The following is a 22,635-nucleotide window of genomic DNA, read 5'->3' as shown; positions in this document are numbered from 1 at the left end:
GGATAAGAGAGAATCGGGCGGATAGGCTCCGCGCCCACCTCAAACAGGCGTCATGAATGTGGCCTCAGCGGCTCATTCAACTTTTTCGCAGCCAGATAATCTTTCTCGTAGGAGGTTCGCAAACCACTAGCACTGTCAAATCTAAGCTGGTTTGCAAGCGCGGCGGCAAAAAGACCATCAGGATAAGTTCCTGTTCCCTCAACATCGGCGACGGACGGGCGGAACGCGTTGACGAATTTGGTGAGCACAGACAAATCCTCCATTCACTGCAAGTACGGCCATAAAAGCGCATGACGCGCCTTCGGTTCCAAGCTCGCGTAAAGAAGTTAAAAATTAACCATGATCCGTGGCGGGACTTGGGTGGTTGCATGAAATTTCTGCGACATAAGATGCGACAAGAAAAATATGCGCATTGGCCGACAAGGCGCTTGCGCAGCGTTTCGATTCGTTCTAAACGCCCCGACACACACCGCAAACTACTGCATGGATGGCCTCGTGGCGGAGTGGTGACGCAGAGGACTGCAAATCCTCGTACCCCGGTTCAATTCCGGGCGAGGCCTCCAATTTCCCCGATATTGAACTAGACACGCCTCACAGGCAAAAGCCTCGTCATCGGTTTCAGTCATCTGCGACACATGTCCAATCGGCCTCCACGCCGTAACTTGAGATCTTGATCGCCTCTTCTTTCTGGCGAATTCGGCACACAATTCTGCAAGAATTTGGGAACCGAACCGAACGCAGCCCGTTTTCTGCGCCGCAAATGAAAGTGCAGAACATGAACAACGGGCACATCCAAGATACGATTCTCTGGTCAGAACCAGTCAGGGTAAGGGTAGGCTACGGCTTCACCGAAATCATCAGGGGACCATGTGAAGCACTCGAACACCTGAATTGGCGCTGGCCGGTTCGCTACGGTGACTATCACGCAAAAGCGGTGAATGAATGCGCCGCATGCCTGCAGCGACGGGTTCCGCTCGACGAGGTCAGGGAAACCTTCATTCTCGCCAGCATTGAAGCAAAGATGCTTGGATGAACGATCAACAAGCGCGCCGGCCTTAATCGAATATTTACACTCCCCGTTAGTCCATTTTTTAAAGCGCGCCCCTAATCATGTCGTTAGCGGCGATGTTGCCGTAACCTTTTTAGAAGGATCGCCATGACGGCGATGATCGACATGAAACTGACTTTTTCAGACGCCTTCGCGGCGCTCGCGACTATCATATCGCTCTCCAGCATCCTCTATGTACTCCACATGGTGCTTGCGCTCTTCTAGCCCCCCCCTGCCCGACCTCCAGCGACTGAGAACATACGCCGGTTACTCGTTTATCGCGGGGCAAGCCATACAACAGCAAACAACGGCATGGAGCCGGAGCGCCTTGGTGCGCCGCTCATTTGGCGAGCGACGCCATCGTCCTCACCTATAAATTCGGCAGGATCCGCATACTGCGTCTTTTTGCCGGGTAACATATTTTTGCGTCGGGACGACGTTGGTGATAAAATGGATTTGTACCGGGCGGGGAAGGCGTCGGGTATCGGATATGCAGCAGGAGGAGGCTGGCATGCATTACGTCGAATTTTTCACATCCATCAATCCCATCGTGTTGGGCGTATTAGCGGTGGTTGTCGTTTGCGGCATCTATGACCACTGGCTGGAGACCCATCACAAGTAGCAAAATCACAGATATATGCCGCGCTTCACTCTCCATTTCGCGCGAGAGTAGGAGCTTCGGGTTTGCTTGACTGGCTGTTCCTGATATCCATTGCCACCTCTGCGGCGGCAATGGAGTACTATTTTGCAGGCAAAATTCGACTTTCAGGATACCAGCACCTCCCTCAGCGAAACTCTCCGAGGTCTTATCAAAGGCATTCAGGGACCGACTGTATCGTTGCGGGACCTGATGGAGCGGATTGGAGAACAGGGGCTACTGCTCGTCTGCGCCGTCGCCGCCCTACCCTTTCTTATTCCGGTCTCCATTCCCGGCGTCAGCACAGTATTTGGCGCAGCCATCATTTTGATTAGCATTTCCATCACACTGAACCGGATGCCCTGGCTTCCGGCAAGGATTTTGGATCGCGAACTGGATACGCAAAAACTTCTTCCTGCGCTGGATAAAGGCGCAAACATCGTGTCGCGCCTCGACCGCTTCCTCAAGCCGCGCATGCGGACGCTAACGACTGGAACCACCGTAAACCGACTGAACGGACTTGCCATCACTCTCGCTGGCGTACTTCTAATGTTTCCGTTAGGCCTTATACCATTCTCGAATACACTTCCCGGCATAGCCATACTCCTGCTTTCTGCAGGAATACTCCAGCGAGACGGCGCGATCGTACTCGTAGGCCATTTGTTCAACGTGATTACGATCGTCTATTTCGGCATTCTTGCCTACGCAGCCTTCAGTGCCGGCCAAGGCCTCGCTACCTTTTTCAGCTGACCAATCAGCCCCTTCGTTGAGCGGAGGAGAATTCCGGCACAGCATGCCCCAGCCGGGCCGGAACCTATTGCAGGTCTAATCTCAACTGTATCCCCTTGGGAATTTTCGGCTTGCGTAGCGAGGCTATCTGTACCCGCTCGTAAACTTCCTTGCGCTGCTTATCATGTCGCTCCCGCAAAGCACGAGAGGCAGCGACCATGGCAAGCGCACGTTCAGCGACATCTTCGGCACGTTTCATCTGCACCTCCACAATGTTCACTTTATGTTCTATTATTTTCGAGAAAAGTCAACAACAGAACAGGCCATGCTGAATGCTGGGTCGCTGTGCGTCTGAAAAAGGCTGAGAGAGCCCGCCGTGGTTTTCAAGACAGAGCTTCGGAGCTGATGGCGTGCAATAAAGGATCAATAGCCATGCACGGCAACGTCACAGAAATATAATGGAAAAGGATATGAAATAAAAAAGCCCTGTTTTCATGGATATCCACGATAACAGGGCTTCTTTGAATCTGGCTCCCCGGGCCGGATTCGAACCGGCGACCTGTCGATTAACAGTCGAATGCTCTACCGCTGAGCTACCAGGGAACACCGCGTCGCGGCGTGTGCGGCGGGTAATACGCATGCTTTTCCGATTTGCCAAGCGCTTTTTTACAAAAAAATGAAATTCCTTGTTTAATCCCCAACCTGTCCCCATCTCACAGGCAGATATCTCATGAAATCAAAGGGTTTTTCGACTGGATGGCATCGACACCGCATAAACGGCATTTCGGCATAGATCCTCGCAGCGGCAAACTGGCGCTCGGCACTTGGCGTATTCCTATGCCGAGATCACGCGTCGGACGCATTGGCCTAGGCTCTGCCCTGATGGTGGGAGGGACGCTCGGATTTCTCCCGGTACTCGGTTTTTGGATGCTGCCACTCGGCTTCATTGTTCTGTCGAACGACATCGCGTTTATTCGGCGCAGGCGCCGCCGGCTGGTGATCTGGTGGTCGCGGCGCAAACGAGGCTCAAAAGCCGACGCCGATATGAAGCAGAGCACGCATCGGCCGGATAATCCATGACCGCTGCAAATTCACCAATGCGGCTAGTGGAGCAGGTGTTTTCCAAGCATGCGGGCTTATGCGGCAACTTGGCCTAACGAGCGCAGCCTAAACGGGAAAAAAATCGTAGCCGCAACAGGGCGCTGGGTGTAGGTTCACTATTGTTCAGGGCTGAGCACTGGGAGGATCGTTCATGCCGCATGAAAATTGGCAAAAGCCGGTTCAAGTCGCATTCGGAAATCATGGGACAGAGATGATCAGCAGCCCTTCGGAGGCTTTGATGGTGCTGACCGATCGCTGGCCGGATCTGCGAGGGCCACATTTCGTCAAGGCAAGAAGTTGCTGCCGCGCAGCTCTCGATGGGCGTCGCACGCCCGAGGAGGCCCGGCAGGAGTTCGAAAACGCGGTGAGCGAGGCACAGCTTCACGTCAATTGAGATTGCCTTACTGACTTTTACGAGGTCAGATTGCGGTCACCCGTCGGGTGGCCGCATTTTTTGGCTGCGGCCATGCATCAGCTTAGCATTACATACCCAAGATATCGCCCAGCATCCTGAAGGTCGGCCCGCTCAAGGTGATGGGCGCCAGCAGAACCGAAAAGCACAGGCAAGGACTATCGGACGCCGCGACGGGTCGATGAATGATGGTCTCGTCGGCAACGGAAACATCACCCTGCGAAAACGCACCTCGATGATCGTAAAACTGCCCCTGCAAGACAAGTGTCAGCTCGAGTCCTTTATGGTGATGATGCGGCAATGCGCGGCCGGGCCTTGCCCATAAAAGACTTGCCTCCATCCCCGACGACTTCTCGATCACATGTTGCTTGAGGCCCGGAAGCTTGGTCTTCCACGGAACATCGTCGAGATTTCTTCCAGCGTAGGAACGCAGATAATGCGGGAGCGAATCGCCTTGCCTTGCGATTGCAGGCGGCACGTCGATTTCCGGCCTCGATTGCAGGATCGCTTTCAACCGGCTTTCGGATGACGACAACCCGCTCGGCTCGGCATCTTCCAGGCTTTGTCCGGCAAGAATTTCCAGTTCGCCTGCCAACCGTCCCGATGACGGCTGCATCTCCAGATGAGAGCCCACGAGGATATGCGCCGGCTCCGGCAGGCAACCGGCGACGTAGTGAGCAACAAGCAGATCTAGCCGTTCCAGGTTCAGCAACATGTCTGTTGTCAAATTTAGAGGCCTATCGGCACAACGTAAAGATGGTAGATTTTAGGGGTTCGTCTAATCGGATCACAAAATCGCGTGCATGCTTTCCGACGCGGTTTTGCGTAACCTGTCGCGAGGCAGCAGAGCTTTTCCTATCAACCGAGAGGTCGAGAACGGATTTTCTTGCACCCAAACGCTTGTCCATGGAAAAGACGCTGATTAAATCAGCCAAAAAAGGCGCTTCGTCATGGTTTCCTATCCCAACGTCATCGACATCATCGGCAACACACCGCTCATCCGATTGAAGGATGCGTCGGAAAAGACCGGCTGCGAAATCCTCGGCAAGGCCGAATTTCTCAATCCCGGCCAATCGGTGAAGGACAGGGCTGCCCTGTTCATCATCCGCGATGCCGAACGCAGGGGCTTGCTAAAACCAGGCGGTGTGATCGTCGAGGGCACGGCCGGCAATACCGGGATTGGCCTGACGCTGGTTGCCAAGGCGCTCGGATATCGGACGGTGATCGTCATTCCAGAGACCCAGAGCCAGGAGAAGAAGGATGCCCTGCGGCTGCTCGGCGCGGAACTGGTCGAGGTTCCGGCGGTTCCCTATCGCAACCCCAACAATTACGTGAAGGTCTCGGGCCGGCTTGCAGAGCAGCTCGCCAGGACGGAGCCGGCGGGTGCGATCTGGGCAAACCAGTTCGACAATGTCGCCAACCGCCAGGCTCATATCGAGACCACCGCACCGGAAATCTGGGAACAGACAGGCGGCAAGGTGGACGGGTTCATCTGCTCGGTCGGTTCCGGCGGCACGCTGGTCGGCACGGCTATGGGCCTGAAGGCGAAAAATGCTAACATCAAGATCGGCATTGCCGATCCCGAAGGTGCGGCACTCTATGAATATTACGCCCATGGCGAACTGAAATCGGAAGGCAACTCGATCACCGAGGGTATCGGCCAGGGCCGGATCACCGCCAATCTCGAAGGGTTCACCCCGGACTTCTCATATCGCATCCCGGACGCGGAAGCCCTGCCCTACATATTCGACCTGGTCGAGACAGAAGGCCTTTGCCTCGGCGGCTCCTCCGGCATCAACATTGCTGGCGCGATCCGGCTTGCTAAGGATCTTGGGCCGGGACACACGATCGTCACGGTGCTGTGTGACTATGGCAACCGTTATCAGTCCAAGCTGTTCAACCCTGACTTCCTGAAGTCGAAGGGCCTGCCGCTGCCGAAATGGCTGACGCAGAAGCGGCAGATATCCGTGCCCTTCGAAACGGTCTGATTACGATACCCGCGAGCATCCCATGTCTTCCCAACTGCTTTACCGCGACGACTTCTATCTGACCACGACAGAGGCTGTCGTGACATCCGTGCATGAGGATGGTGGGATCGAGTTCGATCGAACCTGCTTTTACGCCACCTCCGGTGGCCAGCCAGGAGATACCGGTTTTCTCGACCGGGCCGATGGAAGTCGCATTCTGCTTGGCCAGACCAGGCATGGCGCGTCGAAGGACATCGTCATTCATGTGCCTGTCGAAGGCCAAGCCCAGCCATTGGTCGGCGAAACAGTGACGCTGTCGATCGACTGGCCGCGCCGTTTCAACCTGATGCGGATGCACACTGCCTGCCACCTGCTTTCGGTCGTCTGTCAGTATCCGATCACCGGAGCTGCCGTCGGCGAGGAGGAGTCGCGGGTCGATTTCGACATGGCCGATACGATCGACAAGGACGACGTTACGACGAGACTTATGGCTCTGGTCAACGCGGATCATCCCGTCTACCTGCAATGGATCACCGACGAGGAACTGGCCGCCAATCCGGGCATCGTGAAGTCGAAAAATGTCCGCCCGCCGGTCGGCCTCGGGCGCGTCAGTCTGGTCTGTATCGGCGAGAATTCCAGCATTGACAGCCAGCCTTGCGGCGGAACACATGTCGCGAGAACAAGCGAGGTCGGGGCGATCCATATCGCCAGAATAGAAAAGAAGGGCAAGGAGAACCGCCGCTTCCGGATCCGGTTCGGCGAGCCCGAGATACAGGCCTGAAAAGGCCAAGGGAGAGATGGCATGAGCGAAGCGATTGAGGGAAAGACGAGCCGTTTTGTGGTCTCGTCGGATTGGCTGGCAAACGAACTGGGAGCAAGCGACCTGAAGGTCATCGATGCTTCCTTCTATCTGCCGGCACAGGGCCGCAACGCAGATGCCGAATATCTTGCCGGCCATATTCCCGGCGCCATCCGTTTCGATCACGACAAGGTCGCCGATCATTCGACCGGCCTTCCGCACATGGTCCCGGCCCCGGACGTATTTGCCGAGGCTGTCGGCAAGATGGGCATCAGAGAAACGGACCGGATCGTCGTTTATGACGGTCCGGGTATTTTTTCCGCGCCGCGCGGCTGGTGGCTGTTCCGGATCATGGGCGCTGAAAACGTCTTCGTGCTCGACGGTGGCCTGGACGGCTGGAAGGCCGAGGGGCGGCCGCTGGAGACGGAGACCCCTTCTACTTCTGCCACCACATTCAAAACAGATTTGCGCCTCGACAAGGTTATCAATTTCCGTGAAATGCTGTCGATCGTCGTCGACGGCAAGCGGCAGATCGCTGATGCGCGCAGCGCCGGACGGTTTGCCGCAACCGAGCTTGAAACGCGTCCGGGCCTGCGCTCCGGCCACATGCCGGGCGCCCGCAGCCTTCCTTCCGGCACGTTCTCCGTCAACGGCAAGCTGCGCAGCCTGCCGGAACTGCGTCAGGCGATCGAGGATGCGGGGATCGATTTCGGCCAGCCGGTCGTCACCACTTGCGGATCGGGCATAACCGCCGCGATCATCACGCTGGCGCTCGAATCGCTCGGGCACGAAGACAACGCGCTTTATGACGGCTCCTGGACGGAATGGGGCGCTCGCGACGAGGCACCGGTGGTAACCGGCCCGGCGGATGCGCGATAGGCCGGAACAGTTTTGATGGCCAAGAAACCTTCCCCGCTGAAAGTCCGTGTCACGCGGCTCGAAATGACGGCGGCACCGCGCAGCAGTCTGCCGGTGCCGGTCAATGTGCAGACGGCGATCATGCGCTCGCCGGACATCCCACTGCATTTCTACCGCTATCTCTACCGGCAGGTGGGAAAACGCTGGCAATGGTATGAGCGCCTGAGACTGAGCGACGAGGAACTGGCCGCGATCATCCACAGCAAGCAGGTGTCCATCAGCGTGCTTTATGTCGATGGCGCGCCTTCCGGCTTTTTCGAGCTTGCCAAGCAGCCGGACGACGTGATCGAGCTTTCCTATTTCGGCCTGTTCGAACGGGCGATGGGACTTGGTATCGGCAAGTGGTTTCTGCTGCAGGCGCTTTATGCTGCCTGGCAGGACAATCCCTCCAAGGTTACCGTCACCACCAACAATCTCGACCATCCGCGGGCAATCCAGCTTTACCAGATGATGGGCTTTTCGCCGGTCGGCACCAGCGAAGAGACGATCCTGCCGATGACAGATACGGAGCTTCTCAAGGCACTGGACGGATAAGGTCCAACGCTGGCAAGAAACGGGTGGCGGCTTTTGCCGATCACCGCCATCACATGGCTTTTCCACTTCAAGGAGAGGTACATGTCTACAATCCGCTTTCACGCCATGCCGACGGAAGAGGCCGAAGAACTCTGGCGTGGCGGCGCCGATGCCTATCGGAACAAGCCTGAAACGATGGTTTCGGATGGCCCGGGACATCCCTGCCGCCACTGCCTGCAGAATATCGACGAAGGAGAAGGCCTGCTCGTGCTTGCCTATCGGCCCTTTCCATCGCTGCAGCCTTATGCCGAGACCGGGCCGATCTTCCTGCATGCAAAGCCCTGCCCGCGTTATGCCTGCGAAGAGGCTCGGCCGCCGATCCTTTCCAGCCCAGACTATATCGTCCGTGGCTACGGCTTCAACGACCGTATCGTTTACGGCAGCGGCGCGGTAACGCCGACCGACGCCATTGCCGAACGCGCGGCAAGCCTGTTGGAACGCGACGAAATTGCCTATGTGCATGTGCGCTCGGCCCGTAACAACTGTTATCAGTGCCGCATCGACAGGGCTTAATTCACCAGCCTGTCCTTCAGCGCTTCCCCCCGCAAGCGAAGGTTATCCAGAGAGCAACAACTTGTTCTCTGGATTGGTGCCTAAAGGTCAGCTCAGGCCGCCGGTATCCTTGTTCCCGTCACGATCGAGATCTTCGGCCATTTGCAGCAGAAGCTTGACGAAATCACCGGCTTTCCTTTCGTCCGTCGCCAGCTTGGCGGCGATGACTTCGCGCAGGTTGAGGAGCGCGGCGTCGACGCTGCGCGGCAGTTCCGGGCCGTGTTCGCGGCGCTGGTGATGTTCGTTGCGTTCCTGCCGCTGCTTGATGCGTTCGGCAAGTTCGGAAAGCCTGCCGAGGATGGTGGAGGCAAAGCTGCGGTTTTCTTCGAGATGCGCCCTGCCTTCTTCGGTGATGGCGTAACGCTTCTTGTTGCCGTCGGCCTCCGAGACTACATAACCGGCTTCCTCGAGATAGGTGAGCGTCGGGTAGATGACGCCTGGGCTTGGCGCGTAAAAGCCATAGGTCATGTCCTCGATATGCTTGATGATCTCATAGCCGTGGCGCGGTTCCTTTTCGATCAGCGCCAGAACCAGAAGGCGAAGATCGCCCTGCATAAGGAAGCGGCCGATACGACCGTCGCCTTCGTCACCAAATCCGTGACCGCCGCCGGGGCCGCCTCGCCCGCCACGCCCCGGACCGCCAAAGCCACGACCGAATGGCCCGCCGCGCGCGGCGCAAACTTCCTCGAAGCCCTTGCGGCCTCCACGTTCGCCGCATCCATGGCGGCCATCAAACCTGTGTCCAAACATTTTTGTCTCCTAGACTGTCTTTCGATATATCTAAAGATAGCTCAAACGAGACCGGATGCAAGTGATTCGATATATCTAAATAATATCGAATTGATTTTTCGGGCAAAAAAACGCCGGGAACCGTCGCCCCCGGCGTTCAGACCGATCGCAAAAGATGAATCAGGCGACGTTCAGCAGGCTTTCAGGTGCGAAGGCTTCGTAACCAAGCGCTTCGGCAACAGCCGTGTTGGTGACCCGCCCCTTGTGGACGTTCAGGCCGTTGCGCAGATGCCTGTCTTCGGCAATCGCGCGCAGGCCGCGATCGGCGAGAGCAAGGCCATGCTGGAGTGTGGCGTTGTTCAGCGCATGGGTGGAGGTGATCGGCACTGCGCCCGGCATGTTGGCGACGCAATAATGCACGATGCCATCAACCTCATAGGTCGGGTCGGAATGTGTGGTGGCATGGGATGTCTCGAAGCAACCGCCCTGATCGATCGCAACGTCGACCATGACCGAACCCTGCTTCATGCCCGACAGCATTTCGCGCGTGACAAGTTTCGGCGCTGCGGCGCCGGGGATGAGCACTGCACCGATGACGAGATCGGCCGAGAAGGTTTCTTCTTCCAGCGCATCGATGGTCGAATAACGCGTATGGACGCGGCCGGCGAAAATATCGTCGAGCTGGCGCAGGCGCGGCAGCGAGCGATCGAGAATGGTTACATCGGCACCAAGACCGGCCGCCATGCGGGCAGCATGAAGTCCGACGACGCCGCCGCCGATGACAGTGACCTTGGCCGGAGCCACGCCGGGCACGCCGCCGAGCAGGATGCCACGACCGCCATTGGCTTTCTGCAGGGCTGTTGCACCGGCCTGAATTGCCAGCCGGCCGGCGACTTCCGACATCGGCGCCAGAAGCGGAAGGCCGCCGCGCTCATCGGTTACTGTCTCATAGGCAACACCGGTAACGCCGGAGGCAATAAGTCCCTTGGTCTGTTCGGGATCGGGAGCGAGATGAAGATAGGTGTAGAGGATCTGTCCCTCGCGCAACTGTGCCCATTCTGCCGGCTGCGGTTCCTTGACCTTGACCACCATGTCGGATTTTTCAAATACATCCCTGGCCGAAGCGACGATTTTTGCGCCGGCAGCCTGGTAGGCGGCGTCATCTGCGCCGATACCGGCACCAGCCTTCGTTTCCACGATCACATCATGGCCATGCGCCACATATTCACGCACGGCACCGGGCGTGAGACCGACACGATATTCATGGTTCTTGATTTCCTTCGGGCACCCGACACGCATACAGCATTCCTCTCTTTTATATTGGCTATCGCCAGTTGATTTTTTTGCCGGACGAGCACACCAGAAAAGCGACGGAATGTCCTTGCGAAGAGTGATTGCTGCGACAGTGATTTTCGGGGATTATTGCGCCAGATCGCCATTTTTCGGAAGAAACCGCAATGAGCAGCTTTGATGCCATCGATCGTGCGATCATGCGGACGTTGCAGGATCACGGACGCATTTCCAATGCGGACCTGGCCGAGCGCGTCGGGCTTTCACCATCTGCCTGTTCGCGCCGCCTCGACATTCTTGAGAAAAACGGCACGATCAGCGGCTATCATGCGCGTCTTTCCAATACCGCACTCGACTACAAGATGATGGTGATCGTCCACATCTCCCTATCGGGCCAGTTCGCCAAGACGCTGACCGAATTCGAAGCCGCGGTGAAATTGTGCCCCAATGTGCTTGTCTGCTATCTGATGTCAGGGGAATATGACTATATCCTGCGCGTCGCGGCCAAGGATCTTGAAGACTACGAGCGTATTCATCGCGACTGGCTGTCGGCTCTACCGCATGTTGTGAAGATCAATTCAAGTTTCGCGCTCCGTGAAATCATCGATAGACCCAATGTAGGCCTGTGATTATTTATGGTTGCATAAATCTGCGAATACACCCAATCTTGAGATGCCATTCAAGGGAGGGGTAGATGAAGCGAAGTTCACTGGAATTGGGCGCGGGTATCGTCAGCATTATTTCCATACTGCTCGTCATCGGAGAGGTGATCGGGTATCAAAGCAGTGACAGCGCAAAGATCGCCACCTATCTTGCCATGGCGATCATAGCGTTGCTTGCCCCAAAACTTGCGAGCATCAGTGTCGGCAAGGATGGTCTCGTCGCCTCCCTGGCCGAGAAAATGGAAGAAAACGGCCAGCGTATCGAGCGGACGAAAAACGTCGCGATCGAGCTCGATGAACAGTTGAACCAGAAGATCTCGCAGATATTCGAGGAGCTTCGGCAGCTCCGGCAATTCTCCTCCAGTCTTGAAAACGGTTTCGAGGCGCAGAGTATCTCCACGACTGACAAGCCGGAATTGCCGACGGTCACCGTTGTCAACGACCCGCAGAAAAAGCGTTTCGGTGGGCAGGAAACCAATGACGGGCTGCAGATTGCCGCCATCGTCGAGAAATCTGATGTCGGAGGCGATTGGCAGAAAGTTTCGATCACCGTTCGAGCGACAAAAGACACCCCCCTCAGGGGCGTGGTCGATTTCTTTCTGCATGACAGCTTCCAGCCCAATCAATACCGTATACCGGTGACCAAAGGTGAGGCCAAGCTAGTCATCAGAGCATGGGGAGCTTTCACCGTGGGAGCTCTTGCAGGCGAAAAACGCATTCCTCTTGAACTTGATCTGGCAACAAGCCCCAATGTGGTTGCACCTATGAACTGGAAAAGCCGCTAAGGATGGTCGCGGCGTCACGAAACCCCAATAAGGATGGCGCCGGCGGCAACCACGATGCATGCAAGGATGCGCCTCGGCGTCAGGCGCTCCCCCAGGAACTTCCATCCGATGAGAGCAGCGAACACCACGCTGGTCTCCCTGAGGGCCGATACCGGACCGGCCGGTGCCAATGAATAAGCAACCAGAACAGTGCCGTAAGAGAGAAGCGAGACCATGCCGCCGCCGATCGCCTTGCGGGTTTCCGGTGAGCGAATATCGATATGCAGGGGCCCGCGCATAGCCATGTAGGCTGCGGAAAGAAGAATGCCCGGAAGAATGAACACCCAGGCAATATAGGCTACTCGTTCGCCTGCCACCCGGATGCCGATGGCATCAAAGGTCGAATAACCCGCGATCGCCACGCCGGTCGCAAGTGCAAACAGCATGGACGTGCCGGATGCCCTCGCCTTGCCGAGCGCCAGCGTCATGATGCCGAGCACGATGCACAGAACGCCGAGCATGGCCAGAAACTGGAGCACTTCGCCCATCAGGAAGAAACTGCCAACCGTGACCAGAAGCGGTGCACTGCCACGGATGATCGGATAGACCTGCCCGAGTTCACCATGCCTGTATGCGGCGACGAGCAGAAGGCCGTAGGCGACCTGAAACAGCGAAGAACCAATAATATAGGGCCATGCATCGGTTACCGGCATGGGAAAGATGAGCGCAACCGGAATAGCGGCAACCGTGATGGCGAGGTTCATGACCGTCATCATCCAGAAGCGATCGGCACCCGAACGCAGGAAAGCATTCCAGCTGGCATGAAGAACTGCAGCAAACAAAGCCAGAAGCACAACCGACGTGCTCATCCGCCATCCATTCCGGTCGTCGCGGCATGGCCAAAATATCCAGGCATGCAAATCCTCCACAGCGAGAGAATCAGCTTATCTCCCCCATTCATTCGCGCCAGACGCGAACGGATGTAAAGCGGCGGTTACCCGATCCGTTACAATTTTATGACGCAAACTAAAGGCGTTTCAATTCATGCCAGATATAACCCGGATAAAAGGTCAGGAGGTATCAGGATATGGCGATAAACAATCTCAACATGAAGGTGCGCTCTGCTCCTCGGCGCAAGGCACGAATTCCCGGAACGCTGAAATATTACGGGCAATCGGTCAATGCTCGCGTCGTCGATATTTCCGCGACCGGTCTTGCGCTAGACCTCGGCGCACCACTCAATGCCTCCATCGGAAGCCCCGTCAGGATTGACAGTGAGGAGTTGGGCGTTCTGGAGGGTATCGTGAAGTGGAGCCATAATGGACGCCTCGGCATCCAGTTTCGCCCCAATACAAATGCAGCGGCGCAGGTCGCAGCCTATTTCCGCTTCTTCCATCAGGACATCCAGCCCGTGCTGAGACGGTAGGCCAGAGAAGGATTATTTCCCCCTGTCATTTTGGTGATGCAGGCTCATGCGAATGCGCCTAGTGTTACGCCTTTCGATGACGAAATAGGGAGATATCATGCCGTCCTCCACTTTATCCTCTCAGCTCTCGCGCCGTTCGGTTCTGGGTGGAATTGCCGCCTCTTCTGCACTGGTTGCGCTGCATCCTTTCGCGGCGCGAGCGCAGGCCAACCAGGCACATCTGCGGATCATGGAAACGACGGATATCCATGTCCACGTCTTCCCATACGACTATTACGCCGACAAGCCGAATGACACGCTGGGGCTTGCCCGCACGGCCTCGATCATCGACGCGATCCGGGCGGAGGCCGGCAATTCGATGCTGGTCGACAATGGCGACTTTCTTCAGGGTAATCCGCTCGGCGACTATATCGCCTATGAGCGTGGCATGAAGGAAGGCGACAAGCATCCGGTGATCACCGCCATGAGCGTGCTCGGCTATGATGTCGGGACGCTTGGCAACCACGAGTTCAACTACGGCCTGGACTTCATGTTCAAGGCGCTGGCGGGCTCAGGATTTCCTTACGTTTGTGCAAACCTTACCAAAGGCATGCTGGCATCCGATGCCAAAAAAGATGAGCTTTTATTCAAGCCTTATGTGATCCTGGAAAAACAGATCCGTGATGGTTCCGGCGCGACCTCGCCGATCAAGGTTGGGTTCATCGGTTTCGTGCCGCCGCAAATCATGGTGTGGGATGCCAAGAACCTCGAAGGCAAGGCGCAGACACGCGACATCGTCGACGCCGCCAAGGCCTGGGTGCCGCAGATGGAGGAGGAAGGTGCGGATATCGTGATCGCGCTTTCGCATTCGGGCATAGACGGTTCCGGCCAGAGCGAGCGGATGGAAAATGCCTCACTCTATCTCGCCGGCATCGAAGGGATCGACGCGATCTTCACCGGCCACCAGCATCTGGTCTTCCCCGGGCCGAAGGATTTTGACGGGATTGCCGGCGCGGATGCCAAGAAGGGCACGCTGATGGGCAAGCCCGCGGTGATGGCCGGTTTCTGGGGCTCGCATATGGGGCTGATCGACCTGCTGCTGGAAAAGGATGGTAACAGCTGGAAGATAATTTCGTCGACCTCGGAAGCGCGGCCGATCTACCATCGCGACGAGAACCGTAAGGTGGTCGCCGATGTGAAGGACAAGCCGGAGGTTCTGGCAGCGGCCAAGGCCGAACATGAGGCAACGCTTGCCTATGTGCGCCGACCTGTCGGCAAGACCTCGGCGCCGCTCTATTCCTATTTCGCGCTGGTGGCCGACGATCCTTCAGTGCAGATCGTCTCGAATGCGCAGAGCTGGTATATCAAGCAGATGCTGAAGGATGGCCAGTACAAGGACTATCCGGTGCTTTCGGCTGCGGCACCATTCAAGGCCGGCGGACGTGGCGGTGCCGAATATTATACCGACGTGCCGACCGGTGATATCGCGATCAAGAACGTCGCCGACCTCTACCTCTATCCGAACACGGTTCAGGCGGTGTTGATTACCGGCGCGCAGGTGAAAAACTGGCTGGAAATGTCGGCAGGCATGTTCAATCAGCTCAAGGCGGGCGCCAAGGATGCGGCGCTGCTGAACGACGGCTTCCCTTCCTATAATTACGATGTCATCGATGGCGTGACCTACCAGATCGACCTGTCGCAGCCGGTGCGCTTCGACAAGGACGGTAAGCTGATCAATGAAGATGCGCATCGCATAACTGACTTGAAATTTGACGGAAAACCGATTGATCCAATTCAGAAATTCGTTGTCGTGACGAATAATTATCGTGCTGGTGGTGGCGGCAAGTTCCCGGAGATCGCAGCCGATAAACTGATCTTCGTCGCTCCCGACACCAACCGCGACGTGATCGTCCGCTATATCGTCGATCAGGGGACGATCAATCCGTCGGCAGACGACAATTGGTCGTTCAAGCCGCTGCCGGGAACGACAGCCGTGTTCGAGAGCGGCCCCAAGGGGCGCCATTTCGCCGGTGAGATCAAGGGGGCCAAGATCGAGGACGCTGGCGACGGTGAAAACGGTTTTGCAAAATTCCGGCTGGTGCTGTGAGGCGATCGGCCACCCGGCAAATCATTTGCGGAATCGAACGGCAGCTGAAAAGCTGCCGTTTTCGTTTCAACCGGACGCAGTGATCTTAATGCCAAGCTTTTCCTTCCAGCAGGTCGACGTCTTTTCCAGCCAGCCGATGCGCGGCAATCCGCTCGCGGTCGTCATCGGCGCGGACGATCTCGATGACGCACAGATGCAGGCCTTCGCCAACTGGACCAATCTCAGCGAGACAACCTTTCTCTTGAAGCCGAGAGCGGCAGGTGCGGATTACCGCGTGCGGATCTTCACGCCGACGCAGGAGCTGCCGTTTGCGGGACATCCGACGCTCGGCAGCGCGCATGTCTGGCTCAGCCAGGCGGCAAATGCACCCGAAGGCGAGATCGTGCAGGAATGCGATGCGGGGCTAGTGCGTCTTCGCCGCGACGGCCGGCGGCTGGCTTTTGCCGCACCACCGCTCGTGTGCAGCGGCCCGGTGGAGCCGGTTCTGGTCGAAAGGATAGCCAAGGGGCTGGGCATTCCGGCAGCGATGATCGAGGACGCGAACTGGATAGAAAACGGACCGGACTGGATCGGCGTGCGCTTGCCCTCGCGTGCGGATGTGCTGGCGGTCAGGCCGGACTATTCCGTTCTCAAAGGCGCACGGGTCGGGCTGGTCGGTCGCTTCGATCCGCAGTCGGACGGTAAAGACGCGCAGTTCGAAGTGCGCGCCTTTACCCGCAACGGCTATGAAGACCCGGTGACGGGAAGCCTCAATGCCGGGCTGGCTCAGTGGCTGATCGGCTCCGGTGTCGCGCCTGAAAGTTATGTGGCGGCACAGGGTACCGTTCTCGGCCGCGCCGGCCGGGTGCATGTCGACAAGGTCGGCGACGACATATGGGTCGGCGGCGAAGTCGCGACATGCATTTCCGGCACACTGACGCTGTGAAGCGGTCAGGCGGGGGCCGAGGTTTCCGGCAAGACTGTAGCTGGCCTGTACCGACCTGCGGCTTTCACGGGTGAGGTTGCGAGCTTGCGCAGGAGCAACCCCAGTTCGGGCGGCGGCTTTTTCTCGACACGGCGATAATCGCTGCCGTCACGATTGCGGGTGACCAGGCCGAGATCGAAGAGATCACGCCTGAGCAATGCGGCGTCCTCGAAAAGGTGCTGTCCGTTCAAGAATGCGCTGATCTCCCGTTCGGAAAATATTCTTCCGCGCGGGATCTTCGACCAGAGAAACCAGAGGCAAAGCTCCTGCTGCGAGCGTTTTCCCGGCCAGCGGATGATACGCCCGTCACGGTCGAAGACGCGAAGCGTATGCATGACACGACGTTCGTTTGCCTGCGGTTCCGGCTCGGCCGTGGCATGGCTCATCTCGACGGGATCGGCGCCATCGGCGGTTGCGCGAAAATGCTGGTAATTGCGGAAACCTGCGGCGCGACTGAGGAGATTGAGCATCTCCACATGGGTCGGCTTGTGATCAAGCTTGTCAATCTGGTCTCGCAGGGATTTGGCGAAAGCCGACATATCTGACACGGCCATCGGAAAGATGGTTCTGGGCATGGCTTATCCTTTAAAGCGTGCCGGTCCGTCTGGTATGTCGCTGGTCACCGTCTTGTCGACTTCGGCACAGGATAAGTGCTGATATCTGAATTTGCAGGTTTAGCTTCCCATAAGGGACGGCGACGCCTCGGTGAACTGCTGACCGTGATCGACCTATATCAAGATCAGCCCGACGCGGTCAATCGTCCGCATTGCGCCTCTATTCCGCCGCCTGAGGATAGGCAGGCGCATCGATGGGCTTGTCGATATCGGCGCGGAGCATGGTGGTGAAATGCTCCTTGTTCGGGCAGGTCGAAAGCCGGCGGGCGAAGCTATCGATCAGCCACTGGCCGGCAGGACCGGGCGGACTGGCCGTCCTGCGCAGCGCATAAAGCGGATATTCGCCCTGTTCGTAGGCTTCGATATCGAGGACGACGAGATTGCCGTCACGCACGTCATCACGCACCAGCGATGCCGGCAGGCCGCCCCATCCAAGCCCACCCTTGACGAGATGATGCTTGGTGGCGATGTCGCTGACCCGCCAGATCTTGTAGGACAGAACGTTGAAATCGCGGCCGGCGGTAATGCCCGATGCATCGGTGACGACAAGCTGCGTCTCTTCGCGGACATCGGCAAGCGTCAGCGGCCGCCCGAGCCTTGCCAGCGGATGGTCGGCAGCTGCGACCGGAAGCAGGAAAGCGTGGCCGATCTTTTCCGCCATCAGCGAATCGTCCTGTTTCAGCAGAGCCCCGCCAATGCCGATATCCGCCTTGCCGTTCATGACGAGGTTCATCACCATGCCGAGTTCGCCGACATTTAGATTGAGAGCTACCGTCGGAAATTCCGTCCTGAACTCCTTCAGCTCGGCCACCAGAGCATCGGCCGGTACCATGACGCTGATTGCCAGCGTGATTTCCGCTTCCAGCCCCTGCCGAATGCCCTTGGCGCGTGAGCGCATGACCTGCAGGTCGGCGACGATCCGGCGGGCATCGGCCAGCATCGCCCTGCCCGCCTCTGTCAGCTTCGGCTGACGTGCGCCACTGCGCTCGAAAAGCGTCACTTCAAGCTGGGCTTCGAGATTACCGATCGTGTAGCTGACAACCGATTGCGCCCGGTTTAGCGAGCGGGCTGCGGAAGAAAAACTTCCTGTTTCCGCGACGGCGATGAAGACCTGCAACTGGTCGAGGGTCGGATTGGCATCCATGAGAGATATCCAGATATTCGATAGGAAGCTTCGATATTATCCCTGTTTTATCGATGGCGGTCCAGACCTATTTGTCAGTCATACGAGCCTCCAGTCTCGCCCCCAATATCGAGGTCGAAAGAAGGCCTCCAAGACAAATCAAGGAATTGGCACCATGTCTTCCATTCTTCTCGTCACCTCCAGCCCGCGCGGCGGCGAATCCCTCTCGACCAAGATCGCCAACGAATTCGTCGATAAGTTGAAGGCAAAGAACCCCGGCTCGACCGTTGTGGGCCACGACCTCGGCCAGAACCCGATCGCCCATCTGGACACCGTCACCACCTCGGCCATCCGCAAGCCTGCCGACCAGCGCAATGCCGAAGAAGCCGCAGCTGCCGCGCTGTCGGACAAGCTCACCGCTGAGCTGCTTGCTGCCGATACGGTCGTGCTGGCAACCGGCCTCATCAACTTCAACATCTATTCGCAGCTGAAGAGCTGGATCGACAATGTTGCCCGCGCAGGCCTGACGTTCCGCTACACGGCAGAAGGCCCGGAAGGCCTTGCAACCGGCAAGAAAGTATACGTCGTCCTCTCGGCTGCCGGCATCTATTCCGAAGGCCCTGCCATGGCTATGAACCACGCCGTTCCTTACCTGAAGACCGTTCTCGGCTTCATGGGCATGACCGATGTCGAAGTCATCTATGTCGAAGGCACGGCTTTCGGTCCGGAAGCCTTCGAAAAGGCAATCGCTTCGGCCCAGGAACGGACCGAGCAGCTGGCACTTGCCGCCTAATCTCCTGAAGAATTTCAGAACTTCCCATAACGGCCGTGAACCATATCACGGCCGTTATTTTTTGCCTGATAGAGCCGTTCGTCCGCCCGGCTCAAGATAAGGTCGAGTGTCCGACCATCCTCAGGAGCGGTCGAAACGCCGATCGAGACCGTAAGCGGCGCGCCATCGGGACGCGTGATGTTGGCCGCGATATCCAAGCGAAGGCGCTCTGCGACTTCCAGAGCCTTTTCATGGTCGGTGTCCGACAAAAGGATCACGAATTCCTCGCCGCCGAAACGGGATAAATGATCACTTGAGCGAGCGCTCCTGCTCAGACAAGCTGCCAAATCCCGCAAAACAGTATCACCACGCTGATGGCCGAATCGATCATTGACCTCCTTGAAATGATCGGCATCGACGATGACCATGCTGATCGACTGGCGCATTGCGAGGCTCTTTCGCACCAGTTCAGGTCCGTCCATCTCATAACGGCCGCGATCCAACAGACCGGTCAGTCCGTCCACACCAGCCTTTGCCAGCAGAGCCTGATAACGCTCGCGGAATGTGAGGTCGTGAAAAATATCCTTGATCTGCCGTGACGACGCGAACCATCGGTCGTTTTGATCGATCCTGAGATAGACTGCAAAGAGGCTCGAATAAATAAGCACCGCGAGTAGCTTCGCATACCAGCCACCGAAGAAGACAGGCAGCGGCACACCAAGTAAAATGTGGAGCACCGAGAAAAACGCGACCTGATCAAAAGTCAGCATAATGGCGCCGCTGATGGCGAAGCGCATGACCACATTATCGACGAAACGCCCTAATCGCTCGTAAAGCAGGATGATGGCAATCGCGTCGACATAGAGGATCGTCGTACCCCAGACCATGAGCCAACCCATCTCATCGAGAAAGGCCATATCGGCAGCGCGTCCACCAGGCAGCGTTACAGCCGCGTGCAGCTGCAATATCTGGGCGATGCCGACTGTCACGAGATTGCCGAGAAACAGTCCATAAATGGGCTGCCGCACCGTTGCTGCATCTTCCTTGATATAAAGCATCAGGATCATCATCAGCTTGCCGGCAAAAAAGATGGAGGAACCTGGCGATACCGTTCCGAATGGCAGCTCGACGTAAAAGACCGCCGCCAGGTAGGTCTCCATGAAGTGCATCACACCGAGCGCGGCCAAAAACACACCCAGGCCAAGCGAACGCCGAAAATGCAGGAACGCCGTCATGACGGAGAAATAGACGACCGCTTCAAGCAGAAACAAGCCGAGATTAAGCCATTGCATGGGCGCTCCTTGCGCCATTGAGAACAAGCTCTTTTAGGATCGTCTCAGTTAAGTTTTCCTCAAATCCCGGTGGGTCATGCGCAAGTTATCTGACAAGACGGACAGTCGCGCCCTCTTTGAGGTCGAGACCCTGCACCCTCCGGCAATCGTCTTGGCATGTGTTTGAGTTGAACAGCAATCGCGGGATCGATCTCGATAGAGCACGATATCGGCACAACCGACCGGCGCATCCTTGTCAGCCGTATGCTCCAGGCAGAGCGCTGAACGTTTCCAGATCTCGTTCCGTCGACACGCTTACCAGAATTGCTGCGAATTCGTCTTCCCCAAGGCACCGACCATATCCTGCGCCCCGATCAGAGCCATCAGCCTAGCCGAGACCTCCGCGGAAGATCGCAATCTCATGCCGGGCGTCATCGCTGAGCCTGATGATCTCAAAAACACGGATCGCCTCCCCGTCCCTGAGGAAACGGAAAATGTAACGTCCGATCAGTGGCCGATCAGGCCGAACGGGAGCTTTGACCGTCCGAAAACAGCGAAGGGCCGTTCTGGTCGATGATCTGTTCAGCCTTGCGAACCGTGAAAGTCACGGCGTCGTCCATCGATGAGAACATGTCGGCCCGAATGACATGGCGAACCAGCGTTTCGCCATTTACGTCCTTCTCGATCCGGCCAGCGAGGCGATATTGTCCGCCTTCGGCGATCGGTGCCGGATAGATCAGGCAATCCTTGTAAGCAACAGGTTCCACGCCTTTGGCAGCCTGAGCCGGCTTATCCTTGCCTGAAAAGGCGGAGAGGAGAGAAGAGAAAAAAGATGCCATGATTTTGCCTACCACATTGCTCCCGGCGCCGAAACGCATCCAACCGCCTGTAACTGTTTCAGGCCGGAAGCGCCAGCCCATCAGATGATCAGGTTGGCCAGGATTTCGTTTTCGGTGATGTCCTCGTAACCGAGCCCTGCCCCTTCAAAACGCTCATAAAGGCCGGCGAAATTTTCCGACGCCGTCGTTTCGATACCGATAAGGATCGAGCCGAAATTGCGGGCGGATTTCTTCAGATATTCGAAACGGGCGATATCATCATCAGGCCCCAAAAGATTGAGGAAGTCACGCAATGCCCCGGGGCGCTGGGGCAAACGCAGGATGAAATATTTCTTCAGACCCGCATAACGCATGGCCCGTTCCTTCACATCGGGTAGCCGCTCGAAATCGAAATTGCCGCCCGAGACGATGCAGACGATGGTCTTTCCGGCGATCTTTTCACGCGGAAGAAGCGACAGGGCGGTGATCGAAAGGCCACCTGCCGGTTCCAGCACGACGCCTTCGACATTCAGCATGTCGGTCATCGTGACGCAGATCGCATTTTCGGGAACCAGCATCACCTGCGACGACGAGAAACCTTTCAACGCTTCAAAATTGAGGTCACCGATGCGCGCGACCGCGGCACCATCGACGAAATTGTCGACCTTCGGAAGCGTTATGGGCGATCCGGCCTCGAGGCTTTTCTTCAGGCTCGGCGCGCCTGTCGGCTCGGTGAAGAGAAAACCTTCAGCCGCGACCGCGTCCTTGAGGTAACCGGTGACGCCGGAAGCAAGACCGCCACCGCCAACCGGAAGGATGACCAAGTCCGGCAACACGCCATCGGGCAGCTGGGTAGAAATTTCCGCAGCAACGGTCGCCTGCCCCTCGATTATGTCAAGATCGTCGAAGGGGGGCACCATCATGCCGCCGATTTCCTCCACATGGGTACGGGCGGCGGCGTAGCATTGGTCGAAAATGTCGCCGACAAGCTTGATGGTGATGAATTCGCCGCCGAAGATGCGGGTCTTGTCTATTTTCTGCTGCGGCGTCGTGACCGGCATGAAAACAATGCCAGGCACTTCGAAATGGCGGCAGACGAAGGCAAACCCCTGTGCATGGTTGCCGGCCGAAGCGCAGACGAACGTCTTGCCGTTTGCGCCAGCAGCGATCGCCTTGCGCAGGAAATTGAAGGCGCCGCGTATCTTGTAGGAACGGACCGGCGACAGATCCTCACGCTTCAACCAGATATCTGCGCCGTAACGGCGGCTCAGATGCTCGTTCAACTGGAGCGGCGTCTCCGGAAAGATCGTCCGCATCGCCGCCTTGGCATCATCCACACCTGTCTTCATCACATAAACCATCCACGGCTCGTCAAGATTT

Annotated in this window: 26 protein-coding genes and 2 tRNA genes; 16 read left to right on the top strand and 12 right to left on the bottom strand. The window is 57.4% G+C overall.

Going from position 1 to position 22,635, the window contains the following annotated elements:
- Positions 1-50: 50 nt before the first annotated feature.
- Positions 51-248: a hypothetical protein gene (locus tag HNQ72_RS00465; RefSeq protein ID WP_183989091.1), complete on the bottom strand. Its 198-nt coding sequence runs from the start codon at positions 246-248 to the stop codon at positions 51-53.
- A 241-nt stretch (positions 249-489) separates the two neighbouring features.
- On the opposite strand from HNQ72_RS00465, the gene HNQ72_RS00460 reads away from it, so the two are divergent.
- From HNQ72_RS00460 to HNQ72_RS00450, 3 genes are all read left to right on the top strand, one after another.
- Positions 490-563, top strand: a tRNA-Cys gene (locus HNQ72_RS00460).
- A gap of 107 nt (positions 564-670) precedes the next feature.
- Positions 671-1,033, top strand: a complete 363-nt coding sequence (locus HNQ72_RS00455) for a DUF982 domain-containing protein (protein ID WP_183989090.1) — start codon at positions 671-673, stop codon at positions 1,031-1,033.
- A 760-nt stretch (positions 1,034-1,793) separates the two neighbouring features.
- Positions 1,794-2,435, top strand: coding sequence for an exopolysaccharide biosynthesis protein (locus HNQ72_RS00450; protein ID WP_183989089.1), 642 nt, complete (start codon positions 1,794-1,796; stop codon positions 2,433-2,435).
- A gap of 64 nt (positions 2,436-2,499) precedes the next feature.
- Here HNQ72_RS00450 and HNQ72_RS00445 read toward each other — a convergent pair whose 3' ends face one another.
- Positions 2,500-2,673: a hypothetical protein gene (locus tag HNQ72_RS00445; protein WP_183822090.1), complete on the bottom strand. Its 174-nt coding sequence runs from the start codon at positions 2,671-2,673 to the stop codon at positions 2,500-2,502.
- A gap of 269 nt (positions 2,674-2,942) precedes the next feature.
- A tRNA-Asn gene (locus HNQ72_RS00440) sits at positions 2,943-3,017 on the bottom strand.
- Positions 3,018-3,170: 153 nt separating this feature from the next.
- Between HNQ72_RS00440 and HNQ72_RS30470 the strand changes: the two genes are divergently transcribed.
- A complete protein-coding gene (locus tag HNQ72_RS30470; RefSeq protein ID WP_194468885.1) occupies positions 3,171-3,494 on the top strand; it encodes a hypothetical protein in 324 nt (107 codons plus the stop codon).
- 172 nt (positions 3,495-3,666) lie between these two features.
- Positions 3,667-3,909 (top strand): DUF982 domain-containing protein, encoded by a 243-nt coding sequence (locus HNQ72_RS00435; protein ID WP_183822132.1) that lies wholly within the window; start codon positions 3,667-3,669, stop codon positions 3,907-3,909.
- Between the two features lie 88 nt (positions 3,910-3,997).
- Here HNQ72_RS00435 and HNQ72_RS00430 read toward each other — a convergent pair whose 3' ends face one another.
- On the bottom strand, positions 3,998-4,642 hold the full coding sequence (locus HNQ72_RS00430) for a ChrR family anti-sigma-E factor (RefSeq protein WP_183989088.1): 645 nt from the start codon (positions 4,640-4,642) through the stop codon (positions 3,998-4,000).
- A gap of 235 nt (positions 4,643-4,877) precedes the next feature.
- Between HNQ72_RS00430 and HNQ72_RS00425 the strand changes: the two genes are divergently transcribed.
- The 5 genes from HNQ72_RS00425 (at position 4,878) to HNQ72_RS00405 (ending at position 8,697) form a co-directional block, all read left to right on the top strand.
- Positions 4,878-5,915 carry a cysteine synthase A gene (locus HNQ72_RS00425; RefSeq protein WP_183989087.1) on the top strand — a complete coding sequence of 346 codons (1,038 nt, stop codon included), beginning with the start codon at positions 4,878-4,880 and terminating at the stop codon, positions 5,913-5,915.
- Positions 5,916-5,937: 22 nt separating this feature from the next.
- Entirely contained in the window at positions 5,938-6,675 is a 738-nt protein-coding gene (locus tag HNQ72_RS00420; protein ID WP_183989086.1) for an alanyl-tRNA editing protein, read from the top strand.
- 21 nt (positions 6,676-6,696) lie between these two features.
- On the top strand, positions 6,697-7,572 hold the full coding sequence (gene sseA / locus HNQ72_RS00415; RefSeq protein WP_183989085.1) for a 3-mercaptopyruvate sulfurtransferase: 876 nt from the start codon (positions 6,697-6,699) through the stop codon (positions 7,570-7,572).
- A 15-nt stretch (positions 7,573-7,587) separates the two neighbouring features.
- Positions 7,588-8,145 carry a GNAT family N-acetyltransferase gene (locus tag HNQ72_RS00410; protein WP_183989084.1) on the top strand — a complete coding sequence of 186 codons (558 nt, stop codon included), beginning with the start codon at positions 7,588-7,590 and terminating at the stop codon, positions 8,143-8,145.
- Positions 8,146-8,226: 81 nt separating this feature from the next.
- Positions 8,227-8,697, top strand: a complete 471-nt coding sequence (locus HNQ72_RS00405) for a DUF1203 domain-containing protein (protein WP_183989083.1) — start codon at positions 8,227-8,229, stop codon at positions 8,695-8,697.
- Positions 8,698-8,784: 87 nt separating this feature from the next.
- Here HNQ72_RS00405 and HNQ72_RS00400 read toward each other — a convergent pair whose 3' ends face one another.
- The gene (locus HNQ72_RS00400; RefSeq protein ID WP_183989082.1) at positions 8,785-9,486 is read right to left on the bottom strand and encodes a PadR family transcriptional regulator; all 702 of its coding nucleotides are present in this window, start codon (positions 9,484-9,486) and stop codon (positions 8,785-8,787) included.
- Positions 9,487-9,645: 159 nt separating this feature from the next.
- A complete protein-coding gene (ald, locus tag HNQ72_RS00395) occupies positions 9,646-10,764 on the bottom strand; it encodes an alanine dehydrogenase (protein ID WP_183989081.1) in 1,119 nt (372 codons plus the stop codon).
- Between the two features lie 158 nt (positions 10,765-10,922).
- Here ald and HNQ72_RS00390 point away from each other — a divergent pair, with 158 nt between their 5' ends.
- Together HNQ72_RS00390 and HNQ72_RS00385 are read left to right on the top strand one after the other, a co-directional pair.
- Positions 10,923-11,384 carry an Lrp/AsnC family transcriptional regulator gene (locus HNQ72_RS00390; protein ID WP_183989080.1) on the top strand — a complete coding sequence of 154 codons (462 nt, stop codon included), beginning with the start codon at positions 10,923-10,925 and terminating at the stop codon, positions 11,382-11,384.
- A 65-nt stretch (positions 11,385-11,449) separates the two neighbouring features.
- A complete protein-coding gene (locus tag HNQ72_RS00385) occupies positions 11,450-12,202 on the top strand; it encodes a pYEATS domain-containing protein (RefSeq protein WP_183989079.1) in 753 nt (250 codons plus the stop codon).
- Positions 12,203-12,216: 14 nt separating this feature from the next.
- Here the strand turns inward: HNQ72_RS00385 and HNQ72_RS00380 are convergent, their stop codons facing one another.
- Complete coding sequence (locus HNQ72_RS00380) at positions 12,217-13,050, bottom strand: DMT family transporter (protein ID WP_183989078.1); 834 nt, start codon at positions 13,048-13,050, stop codon at positions 12,217-12,219.
- 218 nt (positions 13,051-13,268) lie between these two features.
- Here HNQ72_RS00380 and HNQ72_RS00375 point away from each other — a divergent pair, with 218 nt between their 5' ends.
- From HNQ72_RS00375 to HNQ72_RS00365, 3 genes are all read left to right on the top strand, one after another.
- Entirely contained in the window at positions 13,269-13,607 is a 339-nt protein-coding gene (locus HNQ72_RS00375) for a PilZ domain-containing protein (RefSeq protein ID WP_183989077.1), read from the top strand.
- A gap of 97 nt (positions 13,608-13,704) precedes the next feature.
- Positions 13,705-15,693: a bifunctional 2',3'-cyclic-nucleotide 2'-phosphodiesterase/3'-nucleotidase gene (locus HNQ72_RS00370; protein WP_183989076.1), complete on the top strand. Its 1,989-nt coding sequence runs from the start codon at positions 13,705-13,707 to the stop codon at positions 15,691-15,693.
- Positions 15,694-15,781: 88 nt separating this feature from the next.
- Entirely contained in the window at positions 15,782-16,618 is an 837-nt protein-coding gene (locus HNQ72_RS00365; protein ID WP_183989075.1) for a PhzF family phenazine biosynthesis protein, read from the top strand.
- A 5-nt stretch (positions 16,619-16,623) separates the two neighbouring features.
- On the opposite strand, the gene HNQ72_RS00360 is transcribed toward HNQ72_RS00365, so the two are convergent.
- Both HNQ72_RS00360 and HNQ72_RS00355 read right to left on the bottom strand, forming a co-directional pair.
- Positions 16,624-17,232, bottom strand: a complete 609-nt coding sequence (locus HNQ72_RS00360) for a DUF2087 domain-containing protein (protein WP_183989074.1) — start codon at positions 17,230-17,232, stop codon at positions 16,624-16,626.
- A 199-nt stretch (positions 17,233-17,431) separates the two neighbouring features.
- Entirely contained in the window at positions 17,432-18,415 is a 984-nt protein-coding gene (locus tag HNQ72_RS00355) for a LysR family transcriptional regulator (RefSeq protein WP_183989073.1), read from the bottom strand.
- A 154-nt stretch (positions 18,416-18,569) separates the two neighbouring features.
- Here HNQ72_RS00355 and HNQ72_RS00350 point away from each other — a divergent pair, with 154 nt between their 5' ends.
- The gene (locus HNQ72_RS00350) at positions 18,570-19,187 is read left to right on the top strand and encodes an FMN-dependent NADH-azoreductase (RefSeq protein WP_183989072.1); all 618 of its coding nucleotides are present in this window, start codon (positions 18,570-18,572) and stop codon (positions 19,185-19,187) included.
- Between the two features lie 14 nt (positions 19,188-19,201).
- On the opposite strand, the gene HNQ72_RS00345 is transcribed toward HNQ72_RS00350, so the two are convergent.
- The 3 genes from HNQ72_RS00345 to ilvA all read right to left on the bottom strand — a co-directional run bounded on the left by HNQ72_RS00345 (position 19,202) and on the right by ilvA (position 22,604).
- Positions 19,202-20,458, bottom strand: a complete 1,257-nt coding sequence (locus HNQ72_RS00345; RefSeq protein WP_183989071.1) for a GGDEF domain-containing protein — start codon at positions 20,456-20,458, stop codon at positions 19,202-19,204.
- Between the two features lie 497 nt (positions 20,459-20,955).
- Positions 20,956-21,276, bottom strand: coding sequence for an HlyU family transcriptional regulator (locus tag HNQ72_RS00340; protein WP_183989070.1), 321 nt, complete (start codon positions 21,274-21,276; stop codon positions 20,956-20,958).
- An 80-nt stretch (positions 21,277-21,356) separates the two neighbouring features.
- Positions 21,357-22,604, bottom strand: a complete 1,248-nt coding sequence (ilvA, locus tag HNQ72_RS00335) for a threonine ammonia-lyase (RefSeq protein WP_373289338.1) — start codon at positions 22,602-22,604, stop codon at positions 21,357-21,359.
- Positions 22,605-22,635 lie beyond the last annotated feature (31 nt).

It is taken from the genome of Aliirhizobium wenxiniae (assembly GCF_014201355.1).
Lineage (GTDB): Bacteria > Pseudomonadota > Alphaproteobacteria > Rhizobiales > Rhizobiaceae > Neorhizobium > Neorhizobium wenxiniae.
Note: the sequence above shows the minus strand (reverse complement) of the source record. Positions and strands in the feature narration are given on the sequence as shown.

Bases quoted from the DNA above. Each gene is read 5' to 3' on its own strand.
- HNQ72_RS00445 (WP_183822090.1), bottom strand. From the start codon at position 2,673: ATGAAACGTGCCGAAGATGTCGCTGAACGTGCGCTTGCCATGGTCGCT.
- HNQ72_RS30470 (WP_194468885.1), top strand. From the start codon at position 3,171: ATGGCATCGACACCGCATAAACGGCATTTCGGCATAGATCCTCGCAGC.
- HNQ72_RS00435 (WP_183822132.1), top strand. From the start codon at position 3,667: ATGCCGCATGAAAATTGGCAAAAGCCGGTTCAAGTCGCATTCGGAAAT.
- HNQ72_RS00430 (WP_183989088.1), bottom strand. From the start codon at position 4,642: ATGTTGCTGAACCTGGAACGGCTAGATCTGCTTGTTGCTCACTACGTC.
- HNQ72_RS00425 (WP_183989087.1), top strand. From the start codon at position 4,878: ATGGTTTCCTATCCCAACGTCATCGACATCATCGGCAACACACCGCTC.
- HNQ72_RS00420 (WP_183989086.1), top strand. From the start codon at position 5,938: ATGTCTTCCCAACTGCTTTACCGCGACGACTTCTATCTGACCACGACA.
- sseA (WP_183989085.1), top strand. From the start codon at position 6,697: ATGAGCGAAGCGATTGAGGGAAAGACGAGCCGTTTTGTGGTCTCGTCG.
- HNQ72_RS00410 (WP_183989084.1), top strand. From the start codon at position 7,588: ATGGCCAAGAAACCTTCCCCGCTGAAAGTCCGTGTCACGCGGCTCGAA.
- HNQ72_RS00405 (WP_183989083.1), top strand. From the start codon at position 8,227: ATGTCTACAATCCGCTTTCACGCCATGCCGACGGAAGAGGCCGAAGAA.
- HNQ72_RS00400 (WP_183989082.1), bottom strand. From the start codon at position 9,486: ATGTTTGGACACAGGTTTGATGGCCGCCATGGATGCGGCGAACGTGGA.
- ald (WP_183989081.1), bottom strand. From the start codon at position 10,764: ATGCGTGTCGGGTGCCCGAAGGAAATCAAGAACCATGAATATCGTGTC.
- HNQ72_RS00390 (WP_183989080.1), top strand. From the start codon at position 10,923: ATGAGCAGCTTTGATGCCATCGATCGTGCGATCATGCGGACGTTGCAG.
- HNQ72_RS00385 (WP_183989079.1), top strand. From the start codon at position 11,450: ATGAAGCGAAGTTCACTGGAATTGGGCGCGGGTATCGTCAGCATTATT.
- HNQ72_RS00380 (WP_183989078.1), bottom strand. From the start codon at position 13,050: ATGAGCACGTCGGTTGTGCTTCTGGCTTTGTTTGCTGCAGTTCTTCAT.
- HNQ72_RS00375 (WP_183989077.1), top strand. From the start codon at position 13,269: ATGGCGATAAACAATCTCAACATGAAGGTGCGCTCTGCTCCTCGGCGC.
- HNQ72_RS00370 (WP_183989076.1), top strand. From the start codon at position 13,705: ATGCCGTCCTCCACTTTATCCTCTCAGCTCTCGCGCCGTTCGGTTCTG.
- HNQ72_RS00365 (WP_183989075.1), top strand. From the start codon at position 15,782: ATGCCAAGCTTTTCCTTCCAGCAGGTCGACGTCTTTTCCAGCCAGCCG.
- HNQ72_RS00360 (WP_183989074.1), bottom strand. From the start codon at position 17,232: ATGCCCAGAACCATCTTTCCGATGGCCGTGTCAGATATGTCGGCTTTC.
- HNQ72_RS00355 (WP_183989073.1), bottom strand. From the start codon at position 18,415: ATGGATGCCAATCCGACCCTCGACCAGTTGCAGGTCTTCATCGCCGTC.
- HNQ72_RS00350 (WP_183989072.1), top strand. From the start codon at position 18,570: ATGTCTTCCATTCTTCTCGTCACCTCCAGCCCGCGCGGCGGCGAATCC.
- HNQ72_RS00345 (WP_183989071.1), bottom strand. From the start codon at position 20,458: ATGCAATGGCTTAATCTCGGCTTGTTTCTGCTTGAAGCGGTCGTCTAT.
- HNQ72_RS00340 (WP_183989070.1), bottom strand. From the start codon at position 21,276: ATGGCATCTTTTTTCTCTTCTCTCCTCTCCGCCTTTTCAGGCAAGGAT.
- ilvA (WP_373289338.1), bottom strand. From the start codon at position 22,604: ATGAAGACAGGTGTGGATGATGCCAAGGCGGCGATGCGGACGATCTTT.